16 protein-coding genes and 7 tRNA genes are annotated in these 19,234 nt (G+C 63.5%); 4 read left to right on the top strand and 19 right to left on the bottom strand.

Translation table 11 applies throughout. The annotated features are described in order from the left end of the window. Positions 1-48: 48 nt before the first annotated feature. The 9 genes from NFI08_RS13700 to rnr form a co-directional block, all read right to left on the bottom strand. A complete protein-coding gene (locus NFI08_RS13700) occupies positions 49-351 on the bottom strand; it encodes a DUF6482 family protein (protein WP_045992135.1) in 303 nt (100 codons plus the stop codon). Between the two features lie 396 nt (positions 352-747). Continuing rightward, positions 748-1,041: a hypothetical protein gene (locus NFI08_RS13705; protein WP_045992136.1), complete on the bottom strand. Its 294-nt coding sequence runs from the start codon at positions 1,039-1,041 to the stop codon at positions 748-750. A 78-nt stretch (positions 1,042-1,119) separates the two neighbouring features. Continuing rightward, entirely contained in the window at positions 1,120-2,508 is a 1,389-nt protein-coding gene (gene dnaB, locus NFI08_RS13710; RefSeq protein ID WP_045992137.1) for a replicative DNA helicase, read from the bottom strand. A 209-nt stretch (positions 2,509-2,717) separates the two neighbouring features. Beyond that, a complete protein-coding gene (rplI, locus tag NFI08_RS13715; protein WP_045992138.1) occupies positions 2,718-3,164 on the bottom strand; it encodes a 50S ribosomal protein L9 in 447 nt (148 codons plus the stop codon). Positions 3,165-3,180: 16 nt separating this feature from the next. Continuing rightward, entirely contained in the window at positions 3,181-4,032 is an 852-nt protein-coding gene (locus NFI08_RS13720; RefSeq protein ID WP_108131326.1) for a hypothetical protein, read from the bottom strand. Between the two features lie 10 nt (positions 4,033-4,042). After that, positions 4,043-4,270 (bottom strand): 30S ribosomal protein S18, encoded by a 228-nt coding sequence (gene rpsR / locus NFI08_RS13725; protein WP_016853668.1) that lies wholly within the window; start codon positions 4,268-4,270, stop codon positions 4,043-4,045. Positions 4,271-4,315: 45 nt separating this feature from the next. Then, positions 4,316-4,687, bottom strand: a complete 372-nt coding sequence (gene rpsF, locus NFI08_RS13730) for a 30S ribosomal protein S6 (RefSeq protein ID WP_045992140.1) — start codon at positions 4,685-4,687, stop codon at positions 4,316-4,318. Between the two features lie 164 nt (positions 4,688-4,851). Continuing rightward, the gene (rlmB, locus tag NFI08_RS13735) at positions 4,852-5,592 is read right to left on the bottom strand and encodes a 23S rRNA (guanosine(2251)-2'-O)-methyltransferase RlmB (protein WP_185696378.1); all 741 of its coding nucleotides are present in this window, start codon (positions 5,590-5,592) and stop codon (positions 4,852-4,854) included. 165 nt (positions 5,593-5,757) lie between these two features. After that, positions 5,758-8,205, bottom strand: a complete 2,448-nt coding sequence (gene rnr / locus NFI08_RS13740; RefSeq protein ID WP_108448051.1) for a ribonuclease R — start codon at positions 8,203-8,205, stop codon at positions 5,758-5,760. Between the two features lie 263 nt (positions 8,206-8,468). On the opposite strand from rnr, the gene NFI08_RS13745 reads away from it, so the two are divergent. The 3 genes from NFI08_RS13745 (at position 8,469) to NFI08_RS13755 (ending at position 8,859) form a co-directional block, all read left to right on the top strand. After that, positions 8,469-8,555, top strand: a tRNA-Leu gene (locus NFI08_RS13745). 65 nt (positions 8,556-8,620) lie between these two features. Beyond that, positions 8,621-8,707: transfer RNA gene (locus NFI08_RS13750), tRNA-Leu, on the top strand. Positions 8,708-8,772: 65 nt separating this feature from the next. Next, positions 8,773-8,859 (top strand) — tRNA-Leu (locus NFI08_RS13755). Positions 8,860-9,058: 199 nt separating this feature from the next. Here the strand turns inward: NFI08_RS13755 and NFI08_RS13760 are convergent. Together NFI08_RS13760 and NFI08_RS13765 are read right to left on the bottom strand one after the other, a co-directional pair. Next, positions 9,059-9,931 carry a DNA/RNA non-specific endonuclease gene (locus tag NFI08_RS13760; protein WP_240184163.1) on the bottom strand — a complete coding sequence of 291 codons (873 nt, stop codon included), beginning with the start codon at positions 9,929-9,931 and terminating at the stop codon, positions 9,059-9,061. Positions 9,932-10,046: 115 nt separating this feature from the next. Then, complete coding sequence (locus NFI08_RS13765; RefSeq protein WP_045992143.1) at positions 10,047-10,322, bottom strand: Lrp/AsnC family transcriptional regulator; 276 nt, start codon at positions 10,320-10,322, stop codon at positions 10,047-10,049. A gap of 346 nt (positions 10,323-10,668) precedes the next feature. Here NFI08_RS13765 and NFI08_RS13770 point away from each other — a divergent pair, with 346 nt between their 5' ends. After that, positions 10,669-10,983, top strand: coding sequence for a high-potential iron-sulfur protein (locus NFI08_RS13770; RefSeq protein WP_045992144.1), 315 nt, complete (start codon positions 10,669-10,671; stop codon positions 10,981-10,983). 128 nt (positions 10,984-11,111) lie between these two features. On the opposite strand, the gene NFI08_RS13775 is transcribed toward NFI08_RS13770, so the two are convergent. From NFI08_RS13775 to NFI08_RS13810, 8 genes are all read right to left on the bottom strand, one after another. After that, on the bottom strand, positions 11,112-12,677 hold the full coding sequence (locus tag NFI08_RS13775; RefSeq protein WP_108131324.1) for a SpoVR family protein: 1,566 nt from the start codon (positions 12,675-12,677) through the stop codon (positions 11,112-11,114). Between the two features lie 100 nt (positions 12,678-12,777). Further along, complete coding sequence (locus tag NFI08_RS13780; RefSeq protein WP_045992146.1) at positions 12,778-14,064, bottom strand: YeaH/YhbH family protein; 1,287 nt, start codon at positions 14,062-14,064, stop codon at positions 12,778-12,780. A 63-nt stretch (positions 14,065-14,127) separates the two neighbouring features. Then, on the bottom strand, positions 14,128-16,050 hold the full coding sequence (locus NFI08_RS13785) for a PrkA family serine protein kinase (RefSeq protein ID WP_108131323.1): 1,923 nt from the start codon (positions 16,048-16,050) through the stop codon (positions 14,128-14,130). A 337-nt stretch (positions 16,051-16,387) separates the two neighbouring features. Next, positions 16,388-18,400, bottom strand: a complete 2,013-nt coding sequence (locus tag NFI08_RS13790; protein ID WP_349590007.1) for an FAD-dependent oxidoreductase — start codon at positions 18,398-18,400, stop codon at positions 16,388-16,390. Between the two features lie 394 nt (positions 18,401-18,794). Next, positions 18,795-18,871: transfer RNA gene (locus tag NFI08_RS13795), tRNA-Asp, on the bottom strand. A 3-nt stretch (positions 18,872-18,874) separates the two neighbouring features. Continuing rightward, positions 18,875-18,951: transfer RNA gene (locus NFI08_RS13800), tRNA-Val, on the bottom strand. Between the two features lie 63 nt (positions 18,952-19,014). Then, positions 19,015-19,091: transfer RNA gene (locus NFI08_RS13805), tRNA-Asp, on the bottom strand. A gap of 29 nt (positions 19,092-19,120) precedes the next feature. Beyond that, a tRNA-Asp gene (locus NFI08_RS13810) sits at positions 19,121-19,197 on the bottom strand. Between the last annotated feature and the right edge of the window lie 37 nt (positions 19,198-19,234).

A 19,234-nucleotide genomic window follows, 5' to 3' on the forward strand; every position in this document is an offset into this window, starting at 1 on the left:
CTGCCGTCGAGAGGGTTCCAGCACCAGGGTGGTGTGGAACGATGTCACTCAAAACACCAGGGGCATACGTGAGGCCAGCGGTTCGGCATAGTGGGCCTCGCGACCGATCACCTCGTCGTGGGCCACGTGCTGGACCAGGTAGGCGCGGTGGATACCGGCACGCTTGAGCTCCAGGTAGACGTCGTCCAGCGAGCGGAACAACACCGGCTTGCCGCGGCGGCAGAGCATCTTGCGGGCACCTTCCACGTCTTCCAGTTCGACCTGGTAAAAACGGCTGCCGGCATGGCCGATCACGCGAATCTCGAAGTTGTCGTGGCGGCCGACAAAGGCCTTGAGATCATTAATTTCCATCGTATCTTTCGCCTCTTTTCATCCTGTCGCGACGGGGGTTCTGTGGCCCCCGCCCTCCTTATGTGACGACACTACGGCGACGAGCGTGCCGATGATGTTTCGGCAGACCATGACGCTCGTTTCATTTCCCTGTGCCGCGCATGTGACTCTCTGATCATGGCACAGCCTGGGCCCTTCGGGTGACATTCCCGTGACGGTGTGAAGAATTTCTCTGATCTGGATACATATTGGCCGTTTCGCGCGCACAGCGAGTTAAACGACCTCCATGATCGCGGCGGAGAAAAGGGGGTCTTCAGCGGCAGGCAGCGCCTTTGCGGGGGGAAGTGGAGGGCTTGAAGGAGAGAAAACGAAGGCCCGCGACACGAATGCTCGCGGGCGACGGATCCGGCGGTGAGACTACTGGTAGTCGGAGGGATCGATGGCCTTGCCGAGGGAGTTGCGGTCGACCCAATTGCCGGCCTTGGTCTCCTTGTAGCGAAACACCACCTTGTCGCCGATCTGCACCGGCAGCTCGGAGTCTTCTGTCTGGTAGCTGTAGTCCACGCCGTCCACTACCAGGTGATAGCGATACAGATCGGGCATGCCGAGCCATTCCTTGAACGGGCCTTCCCGTTCCACCGAGGTCAACTCACCACGGGCTTCCAGCTTGGGCGCGCGACGGCGATTGCCGCGTCGAAATCCGCCTGCCATGTCAGGTCTCCTTCACTGTGTCTGTCGAAATCGCAAGGGGCGGCATTATACGAGCCCGTCGGTCAGGCTCAAGCACGTTTATTCGCCGAAGGTATCACCGTAGCTGTCCGGCGCCAGATCCTCGAAGCGGGTGTACTTGCCGATAAAGGCCATGTGCACCGTCCCGATGGGACCATTACGTTGCTTGCCGATGATGAATTCGGCGAGCCCCTTGTTGTCGGGATTATCCGGGTTGTAGACCTCATCACGATAGACGAAACCGATCAGGTCGGCGTCCTGCTCGATGGCCCCGGATTCACGCAGGTCCGACATCACCGGACGCTTGTTGGGGCGCTGCTCCAGCGAGCGGTTGAGCTGCGACAGCGCAATCACCGGGCAGCCGAACTCCTTGGCAAGCCCCTTGAGCGAGCGCGAGATCTCCGAAATCTCGCCGGTACGGTTGTCACCGAACCCCGGCACCTGCATCAACTGCAGGTAGTCGATCATGATCATCGCCAGGTTGCCGTGCTCGCGCACCACGCGACGCACCCGTGAGCGCATCTCGTTGGGCGACAGCGCAGCGGTGTCATCGATGAACAGTTGCTTGTCCTTGAGCAGGTTGACCGCCGAGGTCAACCTCGGCCAGTCCTCGTCCTCGAGCTGACCGGAGCGCACTCGGGTCTGGTCGATACGCCCGAGTGACGACAGCATGCGCAGCATGATCGAGTCCGCCGGCATCTCCATGGAGAACACCATCACCGGCTTGTCGCTGGACACCACCGCGTGCTCCACCAGGTTCATGGCGAAGGTGGTCTTGCCCATGGACGGGCGGCCGGCGACGATCACCAGGTCGGAGGGCTGCAGCCCGGAGGTCATGTCATCGAGATCGCGAAAGCCGGTCGACAGGCCGGTCATCTCGCCTTTCATGTTGAACAGCTCGTCGATGCGATCGACGGCCTTGGTCAGCAGTTCGCTCATGCCGATGGGGCCGCCGGCCTTGGGGCGATCCTCGCTGATCTGGAACACCAGCCGCTCGGCCTCGTTGACCAGCTCATCGGCAGGACGCCCATTGGGGCTGAAGGCGCCGTCGGCGATCTGGTTGGCCGCCTGGATCAGCTTTCTCAGGGTGGCGCGTTCGCGCACGATGTCGCCATAGGCGCGGATATTGCTGGCCGAGGGAGTGTTGCGGGCCAGCTCCGCCAGGTAGGCGAGCCCGCCCACGGTGTCGAGCTGGTCGCGCCCCTCCAGGGCCTCGGACAGGGTCACCACGTCCAGCGGACGGCTCGACTCGGCCAGCGCCACCATGGCGTTGAACACCAGGCGATGCTCGTAGCGATAGAAGTCGTCGGCCACCAGCCGGTCGGCGATATTGTCCCAGGCCTGATTGTCGAGCATCAGGCCACCCAGCACCGACTGCTCGGCCTCCACCGAGTGCGGCGGAACCTTCAGCGCCGCGGCTTCACGATCGATGGTCTGGACGTCACTCATGCGCTTGTCTCTTCGCTGTTGTTCACGGCGCCATGCCACTGGATCCAGGCTGTGTCCGAAAAGTCGACGAGCGCAGCCACTCTCCAGACAAGCCTTAGTCTACCCGAAGCCGGGTCCGTCGCACGATCACCCGTGCGGGCGATCGCGAGCCACAAAAAAGGGCGCGGGATGTGACTCCCGCGCCCTTGCCACTGCCGTGGGAGACGACCTTACTCGGCCACCACCACCACGCGCACGGTGGCGTCGACGTCGGCATGCAGGTGCAGCACGATGTCGTATTCGCCGGTCTGGCGGATCGGGCCTTCCGGCATGCGGACTTCGCTCTTGGCGACGTCGATACCGGCGCTGGAGATCGCCTCGGCCAGGTCACGCGGACCGATGGAACCGAACAGCTTGCCTTCGTCGCCAGACTTGGCGACCAGAGACAGCTCGATGTCGTTGAGCTGCTCGGCGCGAGCTTCGGCTTCGGCCTTGCGCTCGGCGGCCTGAGCTTCGAGCTCGGCACGCTGGGCTTCAAAGGCAGCGATGTTGTCCTTGGTGGCCGGTACGGCGAGACCGTAGGGCACCAGGTAGTTGCGGCCGTAACCAGGCTTGACGGTGACCTTGTCACCGAGACCGCCCAGCTTGCCAATGTTGTCGAGCAGAATGACTTCCATCTCGTAAACCTCTATGTCAGTTGCTGTGACCCAGACGCCCGCGGAAGTCCGCGAAGGTATCGATCAGGGCCACAACCAGCACGATGAGAATCATGGGCCAGGTGGTGATCAGCAGCAGATAGAACGCGACCAGCCACAACCCGTTCATTCCCTTACGTCCAACTACACCATGTGTCAGGCCGATGCCTGCCATCAGCAGCGGAATCCAGGCCAGCATGCCGATCCCGGGGAGACCCAGCAGGGTGCCGGCGATCACCAGCACCACCAACAGGATCAGCTCCCTCGGGGTGAGCCGCAGGGCGTGGAACTCTTCCCGGAAACCTCCCGGGTTGTAGAGCCCCGCCTGCCAGCTGCGTGCCAGGGCCAGACAGGCCACCGCAGCGAGCATCACCACCAGACCGGTGACACCGCTGATGACCAGCTCGGCCAGCCGACTGGCGTCTAGCCCCTGGGCAGCCAGCTCGTCGAGCATGGCCGCCACCTCGGAGGAACTCTGGCGCAGCTGCTCCAGCATCAGGGCGGTGTCTGCCTTGGGCAGGAACACCCCCAACTGGATCATCGCAGCGCCGGCCAGCGACCCCAGGATCAGCGCCTCGCCCCAGCGCATGCGGGAGCGCAGCACGATGGCCATCAACAGCGCCAGCAGGGTGGTCGCCAGAGGGATCGGATCTCCCTGGGTCCACCACCAGCCTGCCGGTACCGCCGCGGCGGCGATCACCGGCATCGCCGGTGCCATGCCCTTGCGCAAGGTCACCAGAGCGGCAATCGCCGCCCCGAACCAGAACAGCCAGGGCACCGCAGACGCCACCAACGCGACCAGCGCCGCCTGGGGCATGCCTTTCATCGACCAACGGGCGACGGGCAGCATCGGCGACGACTTACTGGTGGCTGTCGGTGTAAGGCAGCAGGGCCAGGTAGCGTGCGCGCTTGATCGCGGTGGACAGCTGGCGCTGGTAACGGGCCTTGGTACCGGTGATGCGGCTGGGAACGATCTTGCCGGTCTCGGTGATGTAGGCCTTGAGCGTGTCCAGATCCTTGTAGTCGATCTGCTTCACGCCTTCAGCGGTGAAACGGCAAAACTTGCGGCGACGGAAAAAGCGTGCCATGGAAAGACTCCTTATACGTGCGTTGCAGAGCTAGTGATGCGCGGCTCAGGCGGATTCAGCGGTGCGCGGCTTTTCTTCGCGACGGGCACGCTTCTCTTCCACCGGCTTCATCATCGGAGACGCTTCGGTGATGGCTTCCTTGCAGCGCACCACCAGGCTGCGAATGATGGCGTCGTTGAAACGGAAGATGTTCTCGATTTCCTCGAGGGTCTCGCCGCTGCACTCGACGTTCATCAGCACGTAGTGAGCCTTGTGGATCTTGTTGATCGGGTAGGCCAGGTGACGGCGGCCCCAATCCTCGAGACGGTGAACAGTACCGGCGTTCTCGGTGACGATGCTGGTGTAGCGCTCGACCATGGCCGGAACCTGCTCACTCTGGTCCGGGTGGACCATGAAGACGATCTCGTAGTGACGCATGGATTCTCCTTTCGGTTTGGCAGCTTCCGCAGGGGCCTGAGTCGTCTCGGCGCCGGGGGAAGCAAGGAGTGAATAACAATTAACCTGTCCCGCGCAGAACGCACGGGCGCCCAGATTCTACGGAGTTGTGACCAGGGTTGCAAGCCGATGCCGGGGCGACACCATCACCCGCGGGCCTTGAGCTCGCGCTGGCGCACCACCTCGAACAGACAGACGCCAGTGGCCACCGACACATTGAGACTCGAGACGGTGCCCGCCATGGGCAACTTGACCAGGGTGTCGCAGGCCTCCCGGGTCAACCGACGCATGCCCTTGCCCTCGGCTCCCATCACCAGCGCCATGGGCCCGGTGAAGTCGGCAGCGAAGACGCTGGCATCGGCCTCGCCGGCGGTACCGGTGATCCACACCCCTTCTTCCTTCAGTCGCGCCATGGCGCGGGCCAGGTTGGTCACCTGATAGACCGGCACGCTCTCGGCGGCACCGCAGGCCACCTTGCGCACGGTGGCGTTGAGCGGTGCCGACTTGTCCTTGGGCACGATCACGCCGTGCACCCCGGCGGCGTCGGCACTGCGTAGACAGGCGCCGAAGTTGTGAACGTCGGTGACACCATCGAGGATCAGCAACAGCGGCGGCGTCTCCAGCGGCCAGGCCTTGAGCTTGTGCCACAGGGACTCCTCGCCCTCCGGCGCCAGTGGCGGGCAGAACGCCACGATACCCTGATGGGAGGCACCCTGGGAAAGGCCGTCGAGCTCTTCACGGGGCACGCTCCTGAGCCTGGCGCCGCGACTGCGCGCGGTATCGACCAGCTCACTCAGACGACGCCCGGCGTCGCCCTCCTGCACCCACAGCTCCCTGGGTGATTCGCCACGCTCCAGCAGCGCCCGGACGGCGTGAACGCCGAACACACTGTCGAGGCCGTTCGGCACTGCCGGACCATGCTGACCACGTCCCTTGCCACGCGCCTGAGTACGCGCCTGGTCATGCGTCTGGGACTGGCTCTGGCCGTGGCGACGGCGTCTTGAATCATGCTTGGCCACGGGCGGCCTCCTGATCAATCATCACGCGGGTGTTCATCCCTTGTTGCCACGCCGCGGACCGCGGCGCCGACGTCCGCCCTTCTTCTTCGGGGCGTCCTGTTCGCCGACCCCGGAGGGGCCGTCGGCACGGCGCTTGGTATCGCCCTGGGCCGACCTGCCGCCACGCCCCTTGCCCTGGCCTTTGCCCTGACTCTGGGTGCCTGCGTCGCGACGCTTGCGCGGTGCCCGACGAGGGCGCGGCTTGTCGTCGGCCATCTCGAAGTCGATCTTGCGCTCGTCGAGGTCGACCCGAGCCACCTGAACGGTGACCCCATCGCCCAGACGATAGCTGGTGCCGGTACGCTCGCCCTTGAGACGATGCTTCTCGGGCTCGTAGTGGTAGTAGTCCGACGGCAAGGAGGTGACGTGGACCAGTCCCTCGACATAGAACGCGTCGAGGCGCACGAAGATACCAAACTGGGTGACCGAGGCGATGGTACCGTCGTAGACCTCGCCGAGCTTGTCGGACATGAACTCGCACTTGAGCCAGCCCTCGACGTCACGGGTGGCGTCGTCGGCACGACGCTCGGTCATCGAGCAGTGCTCGCCAAGTTCGAGCATCTGCTCGAAGGTATAGGGACACCACTTGGTCGGCGGCTCCACCGGCGCGCCCTCGGCGCGCAGCACGGTGTTGGTCTGGCGCGGTCCGCGGATCACCGAACGAATGGCGCGGTGCACCAGCAGATCGGGATAGCGACGAATCGGCGAGGTAAAGTGGGCGTAGGCCGGGTAGGCCAGGCCAAAGTGGCCCTCGTTGTGGGGCGAATACACCGCCTGACTCATCGAGCGCAGCATCACCGTCTGAATGATGTCGGCATCGTCGCGACCCTTGATCGCCTCGGCCAGGTCACGGTAGTCCTGGGGCGTCGGCTCATCACCACCGCCGAGTGACATGCCGATCTCGTTGAGGAACAGCCGCAGCTTGTCCAGGCGCTCCGGCGACGGACGCTCGTGGATACGGTACAGCGCCGGCAGGTCGTGCTTGTCGAGGAAGCGCGCGGTGGCAACGTTGGCCGCCAGCATGCACTCCTCGATGATCTTGTGGGCGTCGTTGCGCGAGCGCGGCACGATCTTCTCGATCTTGCGCTCGTCGTTGAAGACGATGGCGGTCTCGGTGGTCTCGAAGTCGATGGCACCCCGTTCGGTGCGCGCTTCTCGCAGCAACTGGTAGAGGCTGTGCAGGTTCTTCAGCGACGGCACCAGCGACTTGTACTCCTGGCGCAGGGCCTCGCCTTCCTCCCCCTCGTCCTGAAGGATCGCCGCCACCTTGTTGTAGGTCAGCCGGGCATGGGAACGGAACACCGCCTCGTAGAAGCGATAACGGCTGATGGCTCCGGTCTTGGAGATGTTGAGCTCGCACACCAGCGCCAGACGATCGACGTCCGGGTTCAGCGAGCACAGCCCATTGGACAGCAGCTCCGGCAGCATCGGTACCACCTGCCCCGGGAAGTACACCGAGTTGCCGCGGGCGATGGCCTCCTGATCGAGCGGGCTGCCGGGACGCACGTAGTGCGACACGTCGGCGATGGCCACCAGAAGCTTCCAGCTGCCCGAACGCGTCTTGTAGGCGCACACCGCGTCGTCGAAGTCCTTGGCGGTCTCGTCATCGATGGTGACCAGCGGCTTGTCACGCAGGTCGATGCGGTGGAGCTTGTCCTCCTCGGCGACCTCGGCGGACATGCTGGCGATCTGGTCGGTGACATCCGGCGGAAACTCGGACGGGATCTCGTAGCTTCTCAGCGCGATGTCGATCTCCATACCGGGATCCATACGCTCTCCCAGCACCTCGATGACCTCACCCACCGGCTGCACCCTGGTCTCGGGCTGCTTGACGATGCGTGCCGAGATGACCTGGCCGTCCTGGGCGCCACCACAGGCGCTGTGCGGGATGATCACCTCTTGGGTGATCCGATTGTTCTCGGGGATCAGTACCCCGAACTCGGGAGTATTCTCGCGATACACACCGACGATGGTCTGGGTGTTGCGCGCGATGACGTCCACCACCGTGGCCTCGTCACGGCCCCTGCGATCGCGTCCGCTGATGCGCACCAGCACGTGGTCACCGTGAAACACCCGGCGCATCTGTCGCGGGGGGATCACCAGATCAGGCTTCTTGCCGTCGTCGCGCAATAGAAAGCCGAAACCGTCCCGATGCCCCAGCACCTTGCCCTTGATCAGATCGAGCTTGTCGATCAGCGCATAGGCGTTGCGACGGTTGCGCAGCACCTGGCCGTCCCGCTCCATGGCGGACAGGCGGCGACGCACCGCCTCGCGCAGCTCCTCATCATCGAGACCCAGCTGATCACTCATGGCCTCATGGGTCACCGGCGCCCCGATTTCCTCGAGCCGCTTGAGCAGGTATTCGCGGGACGGGGCGGGGTTGTCGTACTTGTGGGCTTCGCGGAGAGCGTGTTCGTCGGCGTCGAGCGTCCAATGGGTCATGCGAAAGGCATCCTTGGCAGGGTCGAGGACGGCAGGTGAGCGCCGACTCCCGGGCGCGAGCGTGCGGTCTTGTCGAAAATTTGTCGTAACATGCGCGCAGTATAGCGCTGGCGCGGCCTTGACCCAACCATAAGCGCCCGTGGATAGACCCGCCGCCCGCCGAGGGCCCATTCAGGCGATGGTCACAACGGCAAAAAAAATCGCGCGATTCCTTATCGAGACGCTTGCATTATTCAGATGATTCGGTAACATACGCGCCACTTGCCCAGATGGCGGAATTGGTAGACGCGCTAGCTTCAGGTGCTAGTGTCCTTATGGACGTGGAGGTTCAAGTCCTCTTCTGGGCACCAACGATCCTTCGGGATCACGACGATGCAAGTCGTCACGCTCTTTGTCAGTCAAGCAGCACGTGTTCGCCCAGGTGGCGGAATTGGTAGACGCGCTAGCTTCAGGTGCTAGTGTCCTTATGGACGTGGAGGTTCAAGTCCTCTCCTGGGCACCATCGACTCGTCAGGGTCGACGAACACGACAGACTGATGCAGGATTGACAAGAGAATCGTATGACATGCCCAGGTGGCGGAATTGGTAGACGCGCTAGCTTCAGGTGCTAGTGTCCTTATGGACGTGGAGGTTCAAGTCCTCTCCTGGGCACCATCGTCATGCAGACAACGGATCCACATCGGATCGACAAGAACCCGCGCCTCGTCGCGGTTTTTTTGTGCCTGAAATCTGCACCGCTCCCGGATATCCCTCTACCTCACCTTCCTCTTGCACTATCCCTCTGCGCCCCCTCCTGACGCAGCAGAACAGCAACAGCCGACCCGACGGTATTGCCCTACCCGCGACGTCTCCCCTAATCAAATCGCGAGGGCAACTCAGCCACCTGGGACAATGCCCAGTCGCCGACCCCCGCGACCGACTCCCAGTCGGCTTCCTGGCTCGCCGGCAGCCTCGGCAGGAAATTCAGCCCGGTCTTTGCTTCTACCTCGTCGATGCTGAACAGAAACTGCTTGAGCGACTCGTCGCCACGCACGTCCTGGGGCATGATAAACGCCACCGCCAGCGGCGTATCGCCCGGCACCACCACGATCTTGTAGAACGCCACCGGCACCTCGACGAAGCCGACGCGATCGAGTAGACGATCGATCTCGAGATCGGTGATTCGTGTCTCGGCGTAGATCGGGCCGGTGATCACCTGCAGCCGGCCGAAGCGCGGCAGAAAGTGGTCCATCACCACCTCCTCCAGGCGCTGCCACAGCTGCCGATTGAGCGCGGGCTTCTGCGGCATCATGTTGCTCATCAGAAAGCTGTCGTCCTGGGCGTCCTCTCCCCACACCTTGGCCATGGCGTAGTTCGGGGCCAGGTGGCCACGGTCGTAACCACTGCCCGAGTAGCTAGAGGTGCTGACAGGCCACAGCGTGCGCCAGTCCTGGCGGAAACCGGGTCGCGGCCCGATCTGTCGATCCCCGCTCTGGCGTAGCTCATAGCTGACCCACAGCGCACCGACGCGGACATCCGACCATCCCAGCAGATAGCCATCGTTACGCATGACGCGGGTGAAGGACAAGACGCCGGGCTCGGCCCACTCGGTTACCCCCATCCAGCTCATGCGATCACGGTAGCCCTGCTCTGTGCTGTGCCACAGAAAGGCACCCGCGGCGACCAGCACCAGCGAGACAAGGAGGTTTCGGGGGCGGGGTATCAGGCGATCGAGTGAAAGGTCCACACGCTTCCTTGATGCAAAGAGTCACGAGATGGTGAAGAGGTGCTGGTCGCCGGCGCGTCGAACGAGCGGCGTTGCGCCGGCCCGGCGCAGTCACCGGGCCGCCGACGCGATCTTGCTACCACCCCAGCGAGAACATGGTCTCCAGGTCGTGACGGGAGTGCACCTGCATGGCATTGAGGGTCTCGGTGTCGGCGATCCCCTCCACCGCGTTCAGGCGACCGGTGACGAGTTCGGCCAGGCTCTCGAAATCACGGGTGCGCGCGATCGCCACCAGGTCGTAGCGACCACAGGTGGAGTACACCTCGCTGATGCCGTCGACCTCGGCGAGGCGCTCCGCCACCGCCTTGACCTGGCCCTTTTCGGCATTGATCAGGATCACTGCATTCTGCATGGTCGCCCTCCTTCGATGTCCGTCTTCGCCTGGCCAACCAAGCCCACGGCACAGACGGCAAGATGTGGTGTGCTCGCGGCGCAGTATATCAGCGCCGGCGCGGCACGGGCAGCACCACCCGACGGGCACCACCTGCGTGGCGGATTGCCGCAGCGGAGTAGCGAGGATTCGCCAAGACTCAAAGGCTTAGCTAATCTGAATGTTCAGCGCCGCCTAGAGCGCACGAGGTCGCCCAGGCTCACCGGGCACACTCGATAACATCGGTCCAGCAGAAAAGGACCCAACCAAGACCGTTCGACTATCGACTTCGATCACTATCGATCGAGCCACAACGAGGAGCCCCACCATGGCCAAGCACAGCCGCCGTGACTTCCTGCGCCACAGTCTGCTGGGCATCGCCGCCCTGCCTCTGGGCGCTGGCGTACTGTCCCGCACCGCCCTGGCCCAGAGCCTGCCGCGCCTGGATACCGACAACGCCCAGGCCAAAGCGCTCGGCTACGTCGAGAACGCCAGCGACGCCAGTGGCAACGCCGCCTACGAAGAGGGAGAGACCTGCGCCAACTGCATGTTCTTCAACGCCGAGACCGAAGGCTGCCAGCTGTTCCCGCAGAACAGCGTGGAGCCGGGCGGGTGGTGCCAGTCCTGGACCGCCAAGCCTTGACGTCTGGCTGACCCAGCGTCGGATCTACCAGGGGTAGGCTGAAAAGAGCGCGCCCCTGAGCCACACCAGAACGACAACACCCCGGGCCGATGGCCCGGGGTGTTGTCGTTTGCCGCTCTTGCCGAGTCTCAAGCGCCTTCTTCGCTGTCCGGCAGCGGCCACTGATAGCGACGCACCACCTCATCGCCGTCCCAGGACTCCAGCTTGACCGGAAAGCCCCACAGTTGATGCAGATGACGGATCACCGGATAGACACTGCGTGCCAGCGGTCGCCGCTGATCCTGCACGTGGCGCAGCGTCAGCGAACGATCACCACGGATATCCGCCTCATAGACCTGAATATTGGGCTCACGCAGCGACAGCGCATACTGCGTGGACAGCGCCTCGCGCACCCGCCGGTAGCCTCGCTCATCATGGATGGCGCCGACCTCCAGGGTCTCCTCCTGGTCATCGTCGACGATCTGGAACAGCTTCAGATCGCGGATCACCTTGGGCGAGAGAAACTGCTGAATGAAGGACTCGTCCTTGAAGTTGCGCATGGCAAAGTTCAACGTCTCGCGCCAGTCACTGCCGGCGATGTCGGGGAACCACTCGCGGTCCTCGTCATTGGGCGCCTCACAGATACGCTTCAGGTCGGTGAAGATGGCGAACCCCAGGGCGTAGGGGTTGATGCCGTTGTAGTAGGGGCTATCGAAGGCCGGCTGACTGACCACGGCGGTATGCGACTGCAGGAACTCGAGGATCAGCCCTTCGTCCACCGCGCCCTCGTCGAACAAACGATTCATCAGGGTGTAGTGCCAGAAGGTCGCCCAGCCCTCGTTCATCACCTGGGTCTGGCGCTGGGGGTAGAAGTACTGGGCCAGCTTGCGCACGATACGCACCACCTCGCGTTGCCAGGGCGCCAGCAGCGGAGCGTTCTTCTCGATGAAGTACAGCAGGTTTTCCTGGGGCTCCGGCGGATAACGCCCGCCACCTCGCAGCCCCAGCGGATCGTCCTCGGACGCCATGGGCTCTGCGATGCTGCCCACATCACCGGTCGGAATGGTGCGCCACAGGGTGTTGACCTGGGTCTGCAGGTAGTCTTCGCGCTCCTGCTGACGGCGAGCCTCCTCTTCGGGAGATACCGGGGACGGACGCTTGTAGCGGTCGACGCCATAATTCTGCAGGGCGTGACAGGCGTCGAGCAGCTGCTCCACCGCCTGAACACCGTGGCGCTCTTCGCACTGGCTGATGTACTTGCGGGCGAACACCAGGTAGTCGACGATCGAGGAGGCGTCGGTCCAGGTCCGAAACAGATAGTTGCCCTTGAAGAAGGAGTTGTGGCCATAGCAGGCGTGCGCCATGACCAGCACCTGCATCATCAGGGTGTTCTCTTCCATCAGGTAGGCGATGCAGGGATCTGAATTGATCACCAGTTCGTAGGCCAGCCCCATCTGACCACGCCGATAGGCCTGCTCCACCGCCAGGAACTGCTTGCCGAAGGACCAGTGGTGATAGCCCACCGGCATGCCGACGCTGGCGTAGGCGTCCATCATCTGCTCGGTGGTGATGATCTCGATCTGGTTGGGGTAGGTATCGAGCCGGTACTCGTCTGCCAGTCGCGCGATCTCGGCCTCGAACTCGGTGAGATCGTCAAAGCTCCAGTCGGAGCCGGTGGCGATGGGCTTGGCGTGGCGCTTGGTCAAGGTGGTCATGGAGCTCCCCTCCTCTCCGGGGCTCTATCATCGCCCGGAGTTGCGTAGCGCTTGTTCAGGGGCCGCAAGGCCCCGGTCGGCTGTCGAGTCGACCGAGGGGTCAACTCTCGGCGCGACGCTTGAACAAGGCACGGAACACCGGATAGATATCCCCCGGCTCGACGATCTGACGCATGGCGAAACGGTCAGGATAGGCCGCCTCCACCCGCTCGTACTCTTCCCACAGGGCCTGGTGGGCGTGGGGCGTGATCTCCACGTAGGTGAAGTACTGCAGGCGCCCCATCAGTGACTTGGTCAGGAGCTCGCGACAGTTCACCGAATCATCGTCCCAGTTGTCGCCATCCGAGGCCTGGGCCACGTACAGATTCCACTGACCCGGCGGGTAGCGCTTGTCGATGATCTCGTCGACCAGGGTCAAGGCGCTGGAGACGATGGTGCCGCCGGTCTCCCTGGAGTAGAAGAACTCCTCCTCGTCGACCTCCTTGGCGGCGGTATGATGCCTGACAAAGACCAGCTCGACCCGCTCGTAGCTGCGCTCGAGAAACAGGTACAGCAGCAGGAAGAAGCGCTTGGCGATGTCCTTGTGGGCCTGGGTCATCGACCCGGAGACGTCCATCACGCAGAACATCACCGCCTTGCTCGATGGCTGGGGCTGGTTGATCAGGTGGTTGTAGCGAAGATCGTAGGTGTCGATGAAGGGCACCGCCTCCAGGCGCCGCTCCAGGCGCTCGATCTCGTCCTTGAGCTCCTGTATGCGAGCGGGGTTTCGGAGCACCGGATCCTTGCGCTCCTCGACCTCCAGTGCCTCCTGAGCCTCGCGCAGGGCCCGACGAATGGGCGCCCGCATGGCGATACGTCGGGCCTGGGCCTCGCGCATGGAGCGCACGATGTTGATCCTCGCCGGCACCCCGTCCCGGGACACCCCGGCGCGCACCGGCCGCACCTCCTCGACGTCGACCAGCGGCTTGCGCTCCAGGTGGGGCAACTCCAGGCCGTCGAAGACAAACTCGAGAAATTCCTCCCGCGTCAGGGTGAAGGCGAACTCGTCCATGCCCTCACCCTGATTGGAAGCGCCGCCTTCGCCGCTGCCATCGCCACCACCGCCGCCACCGTCCGGACGGCGCAGGCGATCCCCTTCCTGAAATTCGCGATTGCCCGGCGCGACGATGGAGCGACGCCCCCCGCTGCCGTGCTGGAATACCGGCTCGGAGATATCACGGCTCGGGATCGAGACCTTCTCGCCGCGCTCCATGTCGGTGATGGAACGGCGATTCACCGCCTCCTCCACGGAGCGCTTGATATGGGTCCGATAACGGTCAAGAAAGCGCTGGCGGTTGACCGCGCTCTTGTTCTTGGCGTTGGCTCGGCGATCGATGAAGTAGGTCATGGGACCTCCTGGGCGCAGTCGACAAGGGTGGCAGGCACCGGGACGCTCCCGGTGCCTTCACGGCTACTGCGACTTGCGCACCCTCAGGTACCACTCCGACAGCAGGCGCACCTGCTTCTCGGTGTAGCCTCGATCCTTCATCCGCGCCACGAAGTCCTCGTGTTTCTTGATGTCGGCAGAGGATGCCTTGGCGTTGAAGGAAATCACCGGCAGCAGCTCCTCGGTGTTGGCGAACATCTTGTGCTCGATCACACCACGCAGCTTCTCGTAGGACTGCCAGCCCGGATTCATGCCGTTGTTCTGGGCACGCGCCCTGAGCACGAAGTTGACCACCTCGTGGCGGAAGTCCTTGGGATTGGAGATGCCCGCCGGCTTCTCGATCTTTTCCAGCTCGTCATTGAGCGACTGGCGATCGAACAGCTCGCCGGTCTCGGGATCCCGGTACTCCTGATCCTGGATCCAGAAGTCGGCGTAGGTGACGTAGCGGTCGAAGATGTTCTGACCGTACTCGGAGTAGGACTCCAGGTAGGCGGTCTGGATCTCCTTGCCGATGAAGTCGACGTAGCGCGGCGCCAGGTACTCCTTGATGTAGCGCAGATAACGCTCGAAGGTTTCCTTGGGCAACTGCTCCTGCTCCAGACGCTGCTCCAGCACATACAGCAGGTGCACCGGATTGGCCGCCACCTCATGGTTGTCGAAGTTGAATACCTTCGACAGGATCTTGAAGGCGAAGCGTGTGGACAACCCGTCCATGCCCTCGTCCACCCCGGCGCTGTCGCGATACTCCTGGATCGACTTGGCCTTGGGATCGGTGTCCTTCAGGTTCTCGCCGTCATAGACCCGCATCTTGGAGTAGACGCTTGAGTTCTCCGGCTCCTTGAGCCGCGACAGCACCGAGAACTGGGCCAGCATGCGCAGGGTATCCGGCGCGCAGGGAGCCTGATTGAGCGAGGAGTGCTCGAGCAGCTTCTTGTAGATGTTGATCTCTTCGGAGACCCGCAGGCAGTAAGGCACCTTGACGATGTAGACACGGTCGAGGAAGGCCTCGTTGTTGCGATTGTTGCGGAACGCCTGCCACTCGCTCTCGTTGGAGTGGGCCAGCACGACGCCATCGAAGGGGATCGCGCCCATGCCCTCGGTGGGGTTGTAGTTGCCTTCCTGGGTGGCGGTCAGCAGCGGATGCAGCACCTTGATCGGCGCCTTGAACATCTCGACGAACTCCATCAGACCCTGGTTGGCCCGACACAAGCCACCGGAGAAGCTGTAGGCGTCCGGATCATCCTGGGAATAAAGCTCGAGCTGGCGGATGTCCACCTTGCCCACCAGCGAGGAGATGTCCTGGTTGTTCTCGTCGCCAGGCTCGGTCTTGGAGATGGCGATCTGATTGAGCCGTGAGGGATACAGCCGCACCACCCGGAACTGAGAGATGTCACCACCGGACTCCTTGAGTCGCTTGGCTGCCCAGGGCGACATCACGCTGCGCAGGTGGCGACCGGGAATACCGTACTCCTTCTCGAGCAGCTCGCCGTCCTCTTCCGGCGAGAACAGGCCAAGCGGGGACTCGTGCACCGGAGAACCCTTGATGGCGTAGAACGGCACTTTTTCCATCAACAGCTTGAGCCGCTCGGCCAGAGACGACTTGCCGCCACCCACCGGCCCCAGCAGGTAGAGAATCTGCTTTTTCTCTTCCAGGCCCTGAGCGGCGTGGCGGAAGTAGGCCACGATCTGCTCGATGGCCTCCTCCATGCCATGGAATTCACTGAACGCCGGGTAGCGGCGTATCACCTTGTTGGAAAAGATCCGCGCCAGCCTCGGGTCCTTGGCGGTGTCGATCACCTCCGGTTCACCGATGGCCTCCAGCATGCGCTCTGGCGCACTGGCGTAGACGGAAGGGTCTTGACGGCAGAGTTCCAGATATTCCTGCAGGGACATTTCTTCCTGCTGGACGCGAGCGAAGCGGTTCTGCACATGGTCGAAGATGCTCATCGATGCCTCCTGTGATGCCCGGGACTCGATCTGGACGACGTCACCCACCCTTGCCTGCCATCGCCCTTGTCGAGGGGGTACTCTCAGCGTAGAACAGCATTAGCCAATGACGATGCTCGGATCTTCAACGCTGAACGTCCTTACCTATAAGAACTCATGCCAGCAGAAGCGTTTCATTGTCCAGACGTAATTCGACCTAAGAGGGTCAAGAGGCACCAAAGCCGAGGTAGCCGACGGCCGGGAAGCCAGCGCCGGACGCCACCTGCCCGGTCCTCATGAGGCACGACAGCGCACCTCCTGAGGATTACCGAATCTGCATATTTTATTGTCGACAATCCTACAGTGACGCCGCCAGACGCACGCCCTGATCGATGGCGCGCTTGGCGTCCAGCTCCGCTGCCTTGTCCGCCCCACCGATGATCGACACCCGAACGCCGGCGGCCTCAAGTGGCGCTACCAGCTCACGCACCGACTCCTGCCCGGCACACACCACCACACTGTCCACGGCCAGGGTGCGCTCCTCGCCGTCAACGCTCAGATGCAGGCCCTGGTCGTCGATACGCTGATACTCGCAGCCAGGTATCGCCTGGACTCCCCGATGGCGCAGCGAGGCCCGATGCACCCAGCCAGAGGTAGTGCCGAGCCCCTTGCCGGGCTTGGAGCTCTTGCGCTGCAGCAGAAAGACCTCCCGCGGTGACTCGGGACGCTGTGCGGGCTTGAGCCCTCCCGGCGCGCTCACTGCGAGATCCACGCCCCACTCGTCACACCACTCGGCCAGGGGGTCGTCACCCGGGGCGACGTGGGTCAGTAGCTCCGCCACGTCAAAGCCGATACCGCCGGCGCCGATGATGGCGACCCGCCGCCCGACCCGGCCGGGTGACTCGATTGCCTCTGCGTAGCTCAGCACACTTGGATGATCGGCACCGGGCAACTGAAGCTGGCGGGGACGGACGCCGGTGGCCAGCACCACATGATCAAAGCCCTCGAGGTCGGCCAGCGTTGCCTCACAGGACAGCCTGACGTCGACACCGGTCTTGTCGAGCATGACCCGGAAGTAGCGCAGCGTCTCGTCGAACTCCTCCTTGCCGGGGATCCGACGGGCAAAGTTGAACTGCCCACCCAGACTGGCCTGGCGCTCGAACAGGGTGACCCTGTGGCCCCGCTCGGCGGCACTGACGGCGGTAGCGAGTCCGGCAGGACCGCCCCCTACCACCGCCACCCTCTGCGGCGTGGCGGCCGTCTCTAGCGACAGCTCGGTCTCGTGACAGGCGCGAGGGTTGACCAGGCACGAGGTCAGCTTGCCCTGGAAGGTGTGGTCGAGGCAGGCCTGGTTGCAGGCGATGCAGGTGTTGATCTCGTCTGCTCTGTCGCCACGAGCCTTGGCCACCCAGGCGGGGTCGGCCAGCAAAGGCCGGGCCATGGAGACCATGTCGGCGTGGCCCTCGGCGAGCACCCGTTCGGCCACCTCGGGCATGTTGATGCGGTTGGTGGTGATCAGCGGAATCGTCACCGCCTGTCGCATGCGCCGGGACACCTCGGTAAAGGCCGCCCGCGGCACACTGGTGACGATGGTCGGCACCCTGGCCTCGTGCCAGCCGATGCCGGTGTTGATGACGTCGGCACCGGCGGCTTCCACCGCCCGCCCCAGGGCGATGACCTCGTCATGGGTGCTGCCGTCCTCCACCAGGTCGATCATCGACAGCCGGTAGATCAGCAGAAAACGATCCCCCACCGCCGCACGTACCCGGCGCAGGATCTCCAGCGCAAAGCGACAGCGATTGTCGAAGTCGCCGCCCCAGCGATCCTGGCGCTGATTGGTGCGCCGACAGATGAACTGATTGATCAGGTAGCCCTCGGAGCCCATGATCTCGACGCCATCGTAGCCGGCCTGCTGGGCCAGGCGCGCGCAGCGCACGTAGTCGTTGATCTGCCGCTCCACATCTTCGTCAGTGAGCTCACGCGGGGTAAAGGGGTTGATCGGCGCCTGGATCGCCGACGGCGCCACCAGCTCCGGCGAGTAGGCGTAGCGCCCAGCGTGCAGGATCTGCATGCAGATGCGTCCGCCCTCGGCGTGCACCGCCTCGACGACCTGACGGTGTCCCTCGAGCTGGTCCTCGCTGGTCAACTGCGAGGCCCCCTGGAAGACGGCGCCTTCGGCGTTGGGGGCGATGCCGCCGGTCACAATCAGCGCCACTCCCTCGCGGGCACGCTCGGCGTAGAAGGCGGCCAGACGCTCGAAGCCGCGCGGTGCTTCTTCCAGGTTGGTATGCATGGAGCCCATCAGCACACGATTGGGCAGGCTCAGATGGCCCAGGCGCAAGGGAGTGAAGAGCTGGGGATAGGCGGTCACGGGGCGGTCCTTCGCAGCACAGGCTGCGCGTTGTTGTTGGCGGTGTCGGATGGCGCGCTCACACAATTGGCGCCACTCATCGACCAATTTCAAACAACTGTATGATAGCAGCCCACCCTCTGCCACCCCCCACGATGAAAATGCGCGTAAAACGCATCGTCGGGCAAAGGTTTCTTTCCGGCCAGCTCCGGGGCTAGCTCTTGAAAGAGCTCCTAAAATAGCCCCAGGAATCGCCCTCCTGGAACAGCTCTCTGCATAGCCCTCCAGGCAACCCTCGCCCACCACCGCTGACCTGACGCACACGAAAAAGGCCCCGCTGCGTAGCAGCGGGGCCTTCCGAAATAAGCGCCGGTAACAGGACCGGACTTTTCCAGCGAACTGGATCGAGTGAAACTGGCGGACCGGACGGGACTCGAACCCGCGACCTCCGGCGTGACAGGCCGGCATTCTAACCAACTGAACTACCGGTCCGCGTGGTGGGTGATACCGGATTCGAACCAGTGACCCCCAGCATGTGAGGCTGGTGCTCTAACCAACTGAGCTAATCACCCACGTTATTTCACACGGTGCGATGTCTCGAGTTTCCTGAAGACGTCGTCTTTGGCTTGTCATCGTGGCGGACCGGACGGGACTCGAACCCGCGACCTCCGGCGTGACAGGCCGGCATTCTAACCAACTGAACTACCGGTCCGCAATGATGACCAATTCGAGAAGAGACGCTGGCGGACCGGACGGGACTCGAACCCGCGACCTCCGGCGTGACAGGCCGGCATTCTAACCAACTGAACTACCGGTCCAGCGCTCTCTACTCTACGTGTCCATCCATCATTTTCA

It is taken from the genome of Halomonas sp. EF61 (assembly GCF_040147045.1).
Lineage (GTDB): Bacteria > Pseudomonadota > Gammaproteobacteria > Pseudomonadales > Halomonadaceae > Halomonas > Halomonas litopenaei.

Coding starts and splice junctions, on each gene's coding strand:
- rpsR (WP_016853668.1), bottom strand. CDS start 4,270: ATGGCACGCTTTTTCCGTCGCCGCAAGTTTTGCCGTTTCACCGCTGAA.
- rplI (WP_045992138.1), bottom strand. CDS start 3,164: ATGGAAGTCATTCTGCTCGACAACATTGGCAAGCTGGGCGGTCTCGGT.
- NFI08_RS13765 (WP_045992143.1), bottom strand. CDS start 10,322: ATGCAGAATGCAGTGATCCTGATCAATGCCGAAAAGGGCCAGGTCAAG.
- NFI08_RS13780 (WP_045992146.1), bottom strand. CDS start 14,064: ATGACCTACTTCATCGATCGCCGAGCCAACGCCAAGAACAAGAGCGCG.
- dnaB (WP_045992137.1), bottom strand. CDS start 2,508: ATGAGTGACGTCCAGACCATCGATCGTGAAGCCGCGGCGCTGAAGGTT.
- NFI08_RS13770 (WP_045992144.1), top strand. CDS start 10,669: ATGGCCAAGCACAGCCGCCGTGACTTCCTGCGCCACAGTCTGCTGGGC.
- rpsF (WP_045992140.1), bottom strand. CDS start 4,687: ATGCGTCACTACGAGATCGTCTTCATGGTCCACCCGGACCAGAGTGAG.
- NFI08_RS13785 (WP_108131323.1), bottom strand. CDS start 16,050: ATGAGCATCTTCGACCATGTGCAGAACCGCTTCGCTCGCGTCCAGCAG.
- NFI08_RS13705 (WP_045992136.1), bottom strand. CDS start 1,041: ATGGCAGGCGGATTTCGACGCGGCAATCGCCGTCGCGCGCCCAAGCTG.
- NFI08_RS13720 (WP_108131326.1), bottom strand. CDS start 4,032: ATGCTGCCCGTCGCCCGTTGGTCGATGAAAGGCATGCCCCAGGCGGCG.
- NFI08_RS13775 (WP_108131324.1), bottom strand. CDS start 12,677: ATGACCACCTTGACCAAGCGCCACGCCAAGCCCATCGCCACCGGCTCC.
- rnr (WP_108448051.1), bottom strand. CDS start 8,205: ATGACCCATTGGACGCTCGACGCCGACGAACACGCTCTCCGCGAAGCC.
- NFI08_RS13700 (WP_045992135.1), bottom strand. CDS start 351: ATGGAAATTAATGATCTCAAGGCCTTTGTCGGCCGCCACGACAACTTC.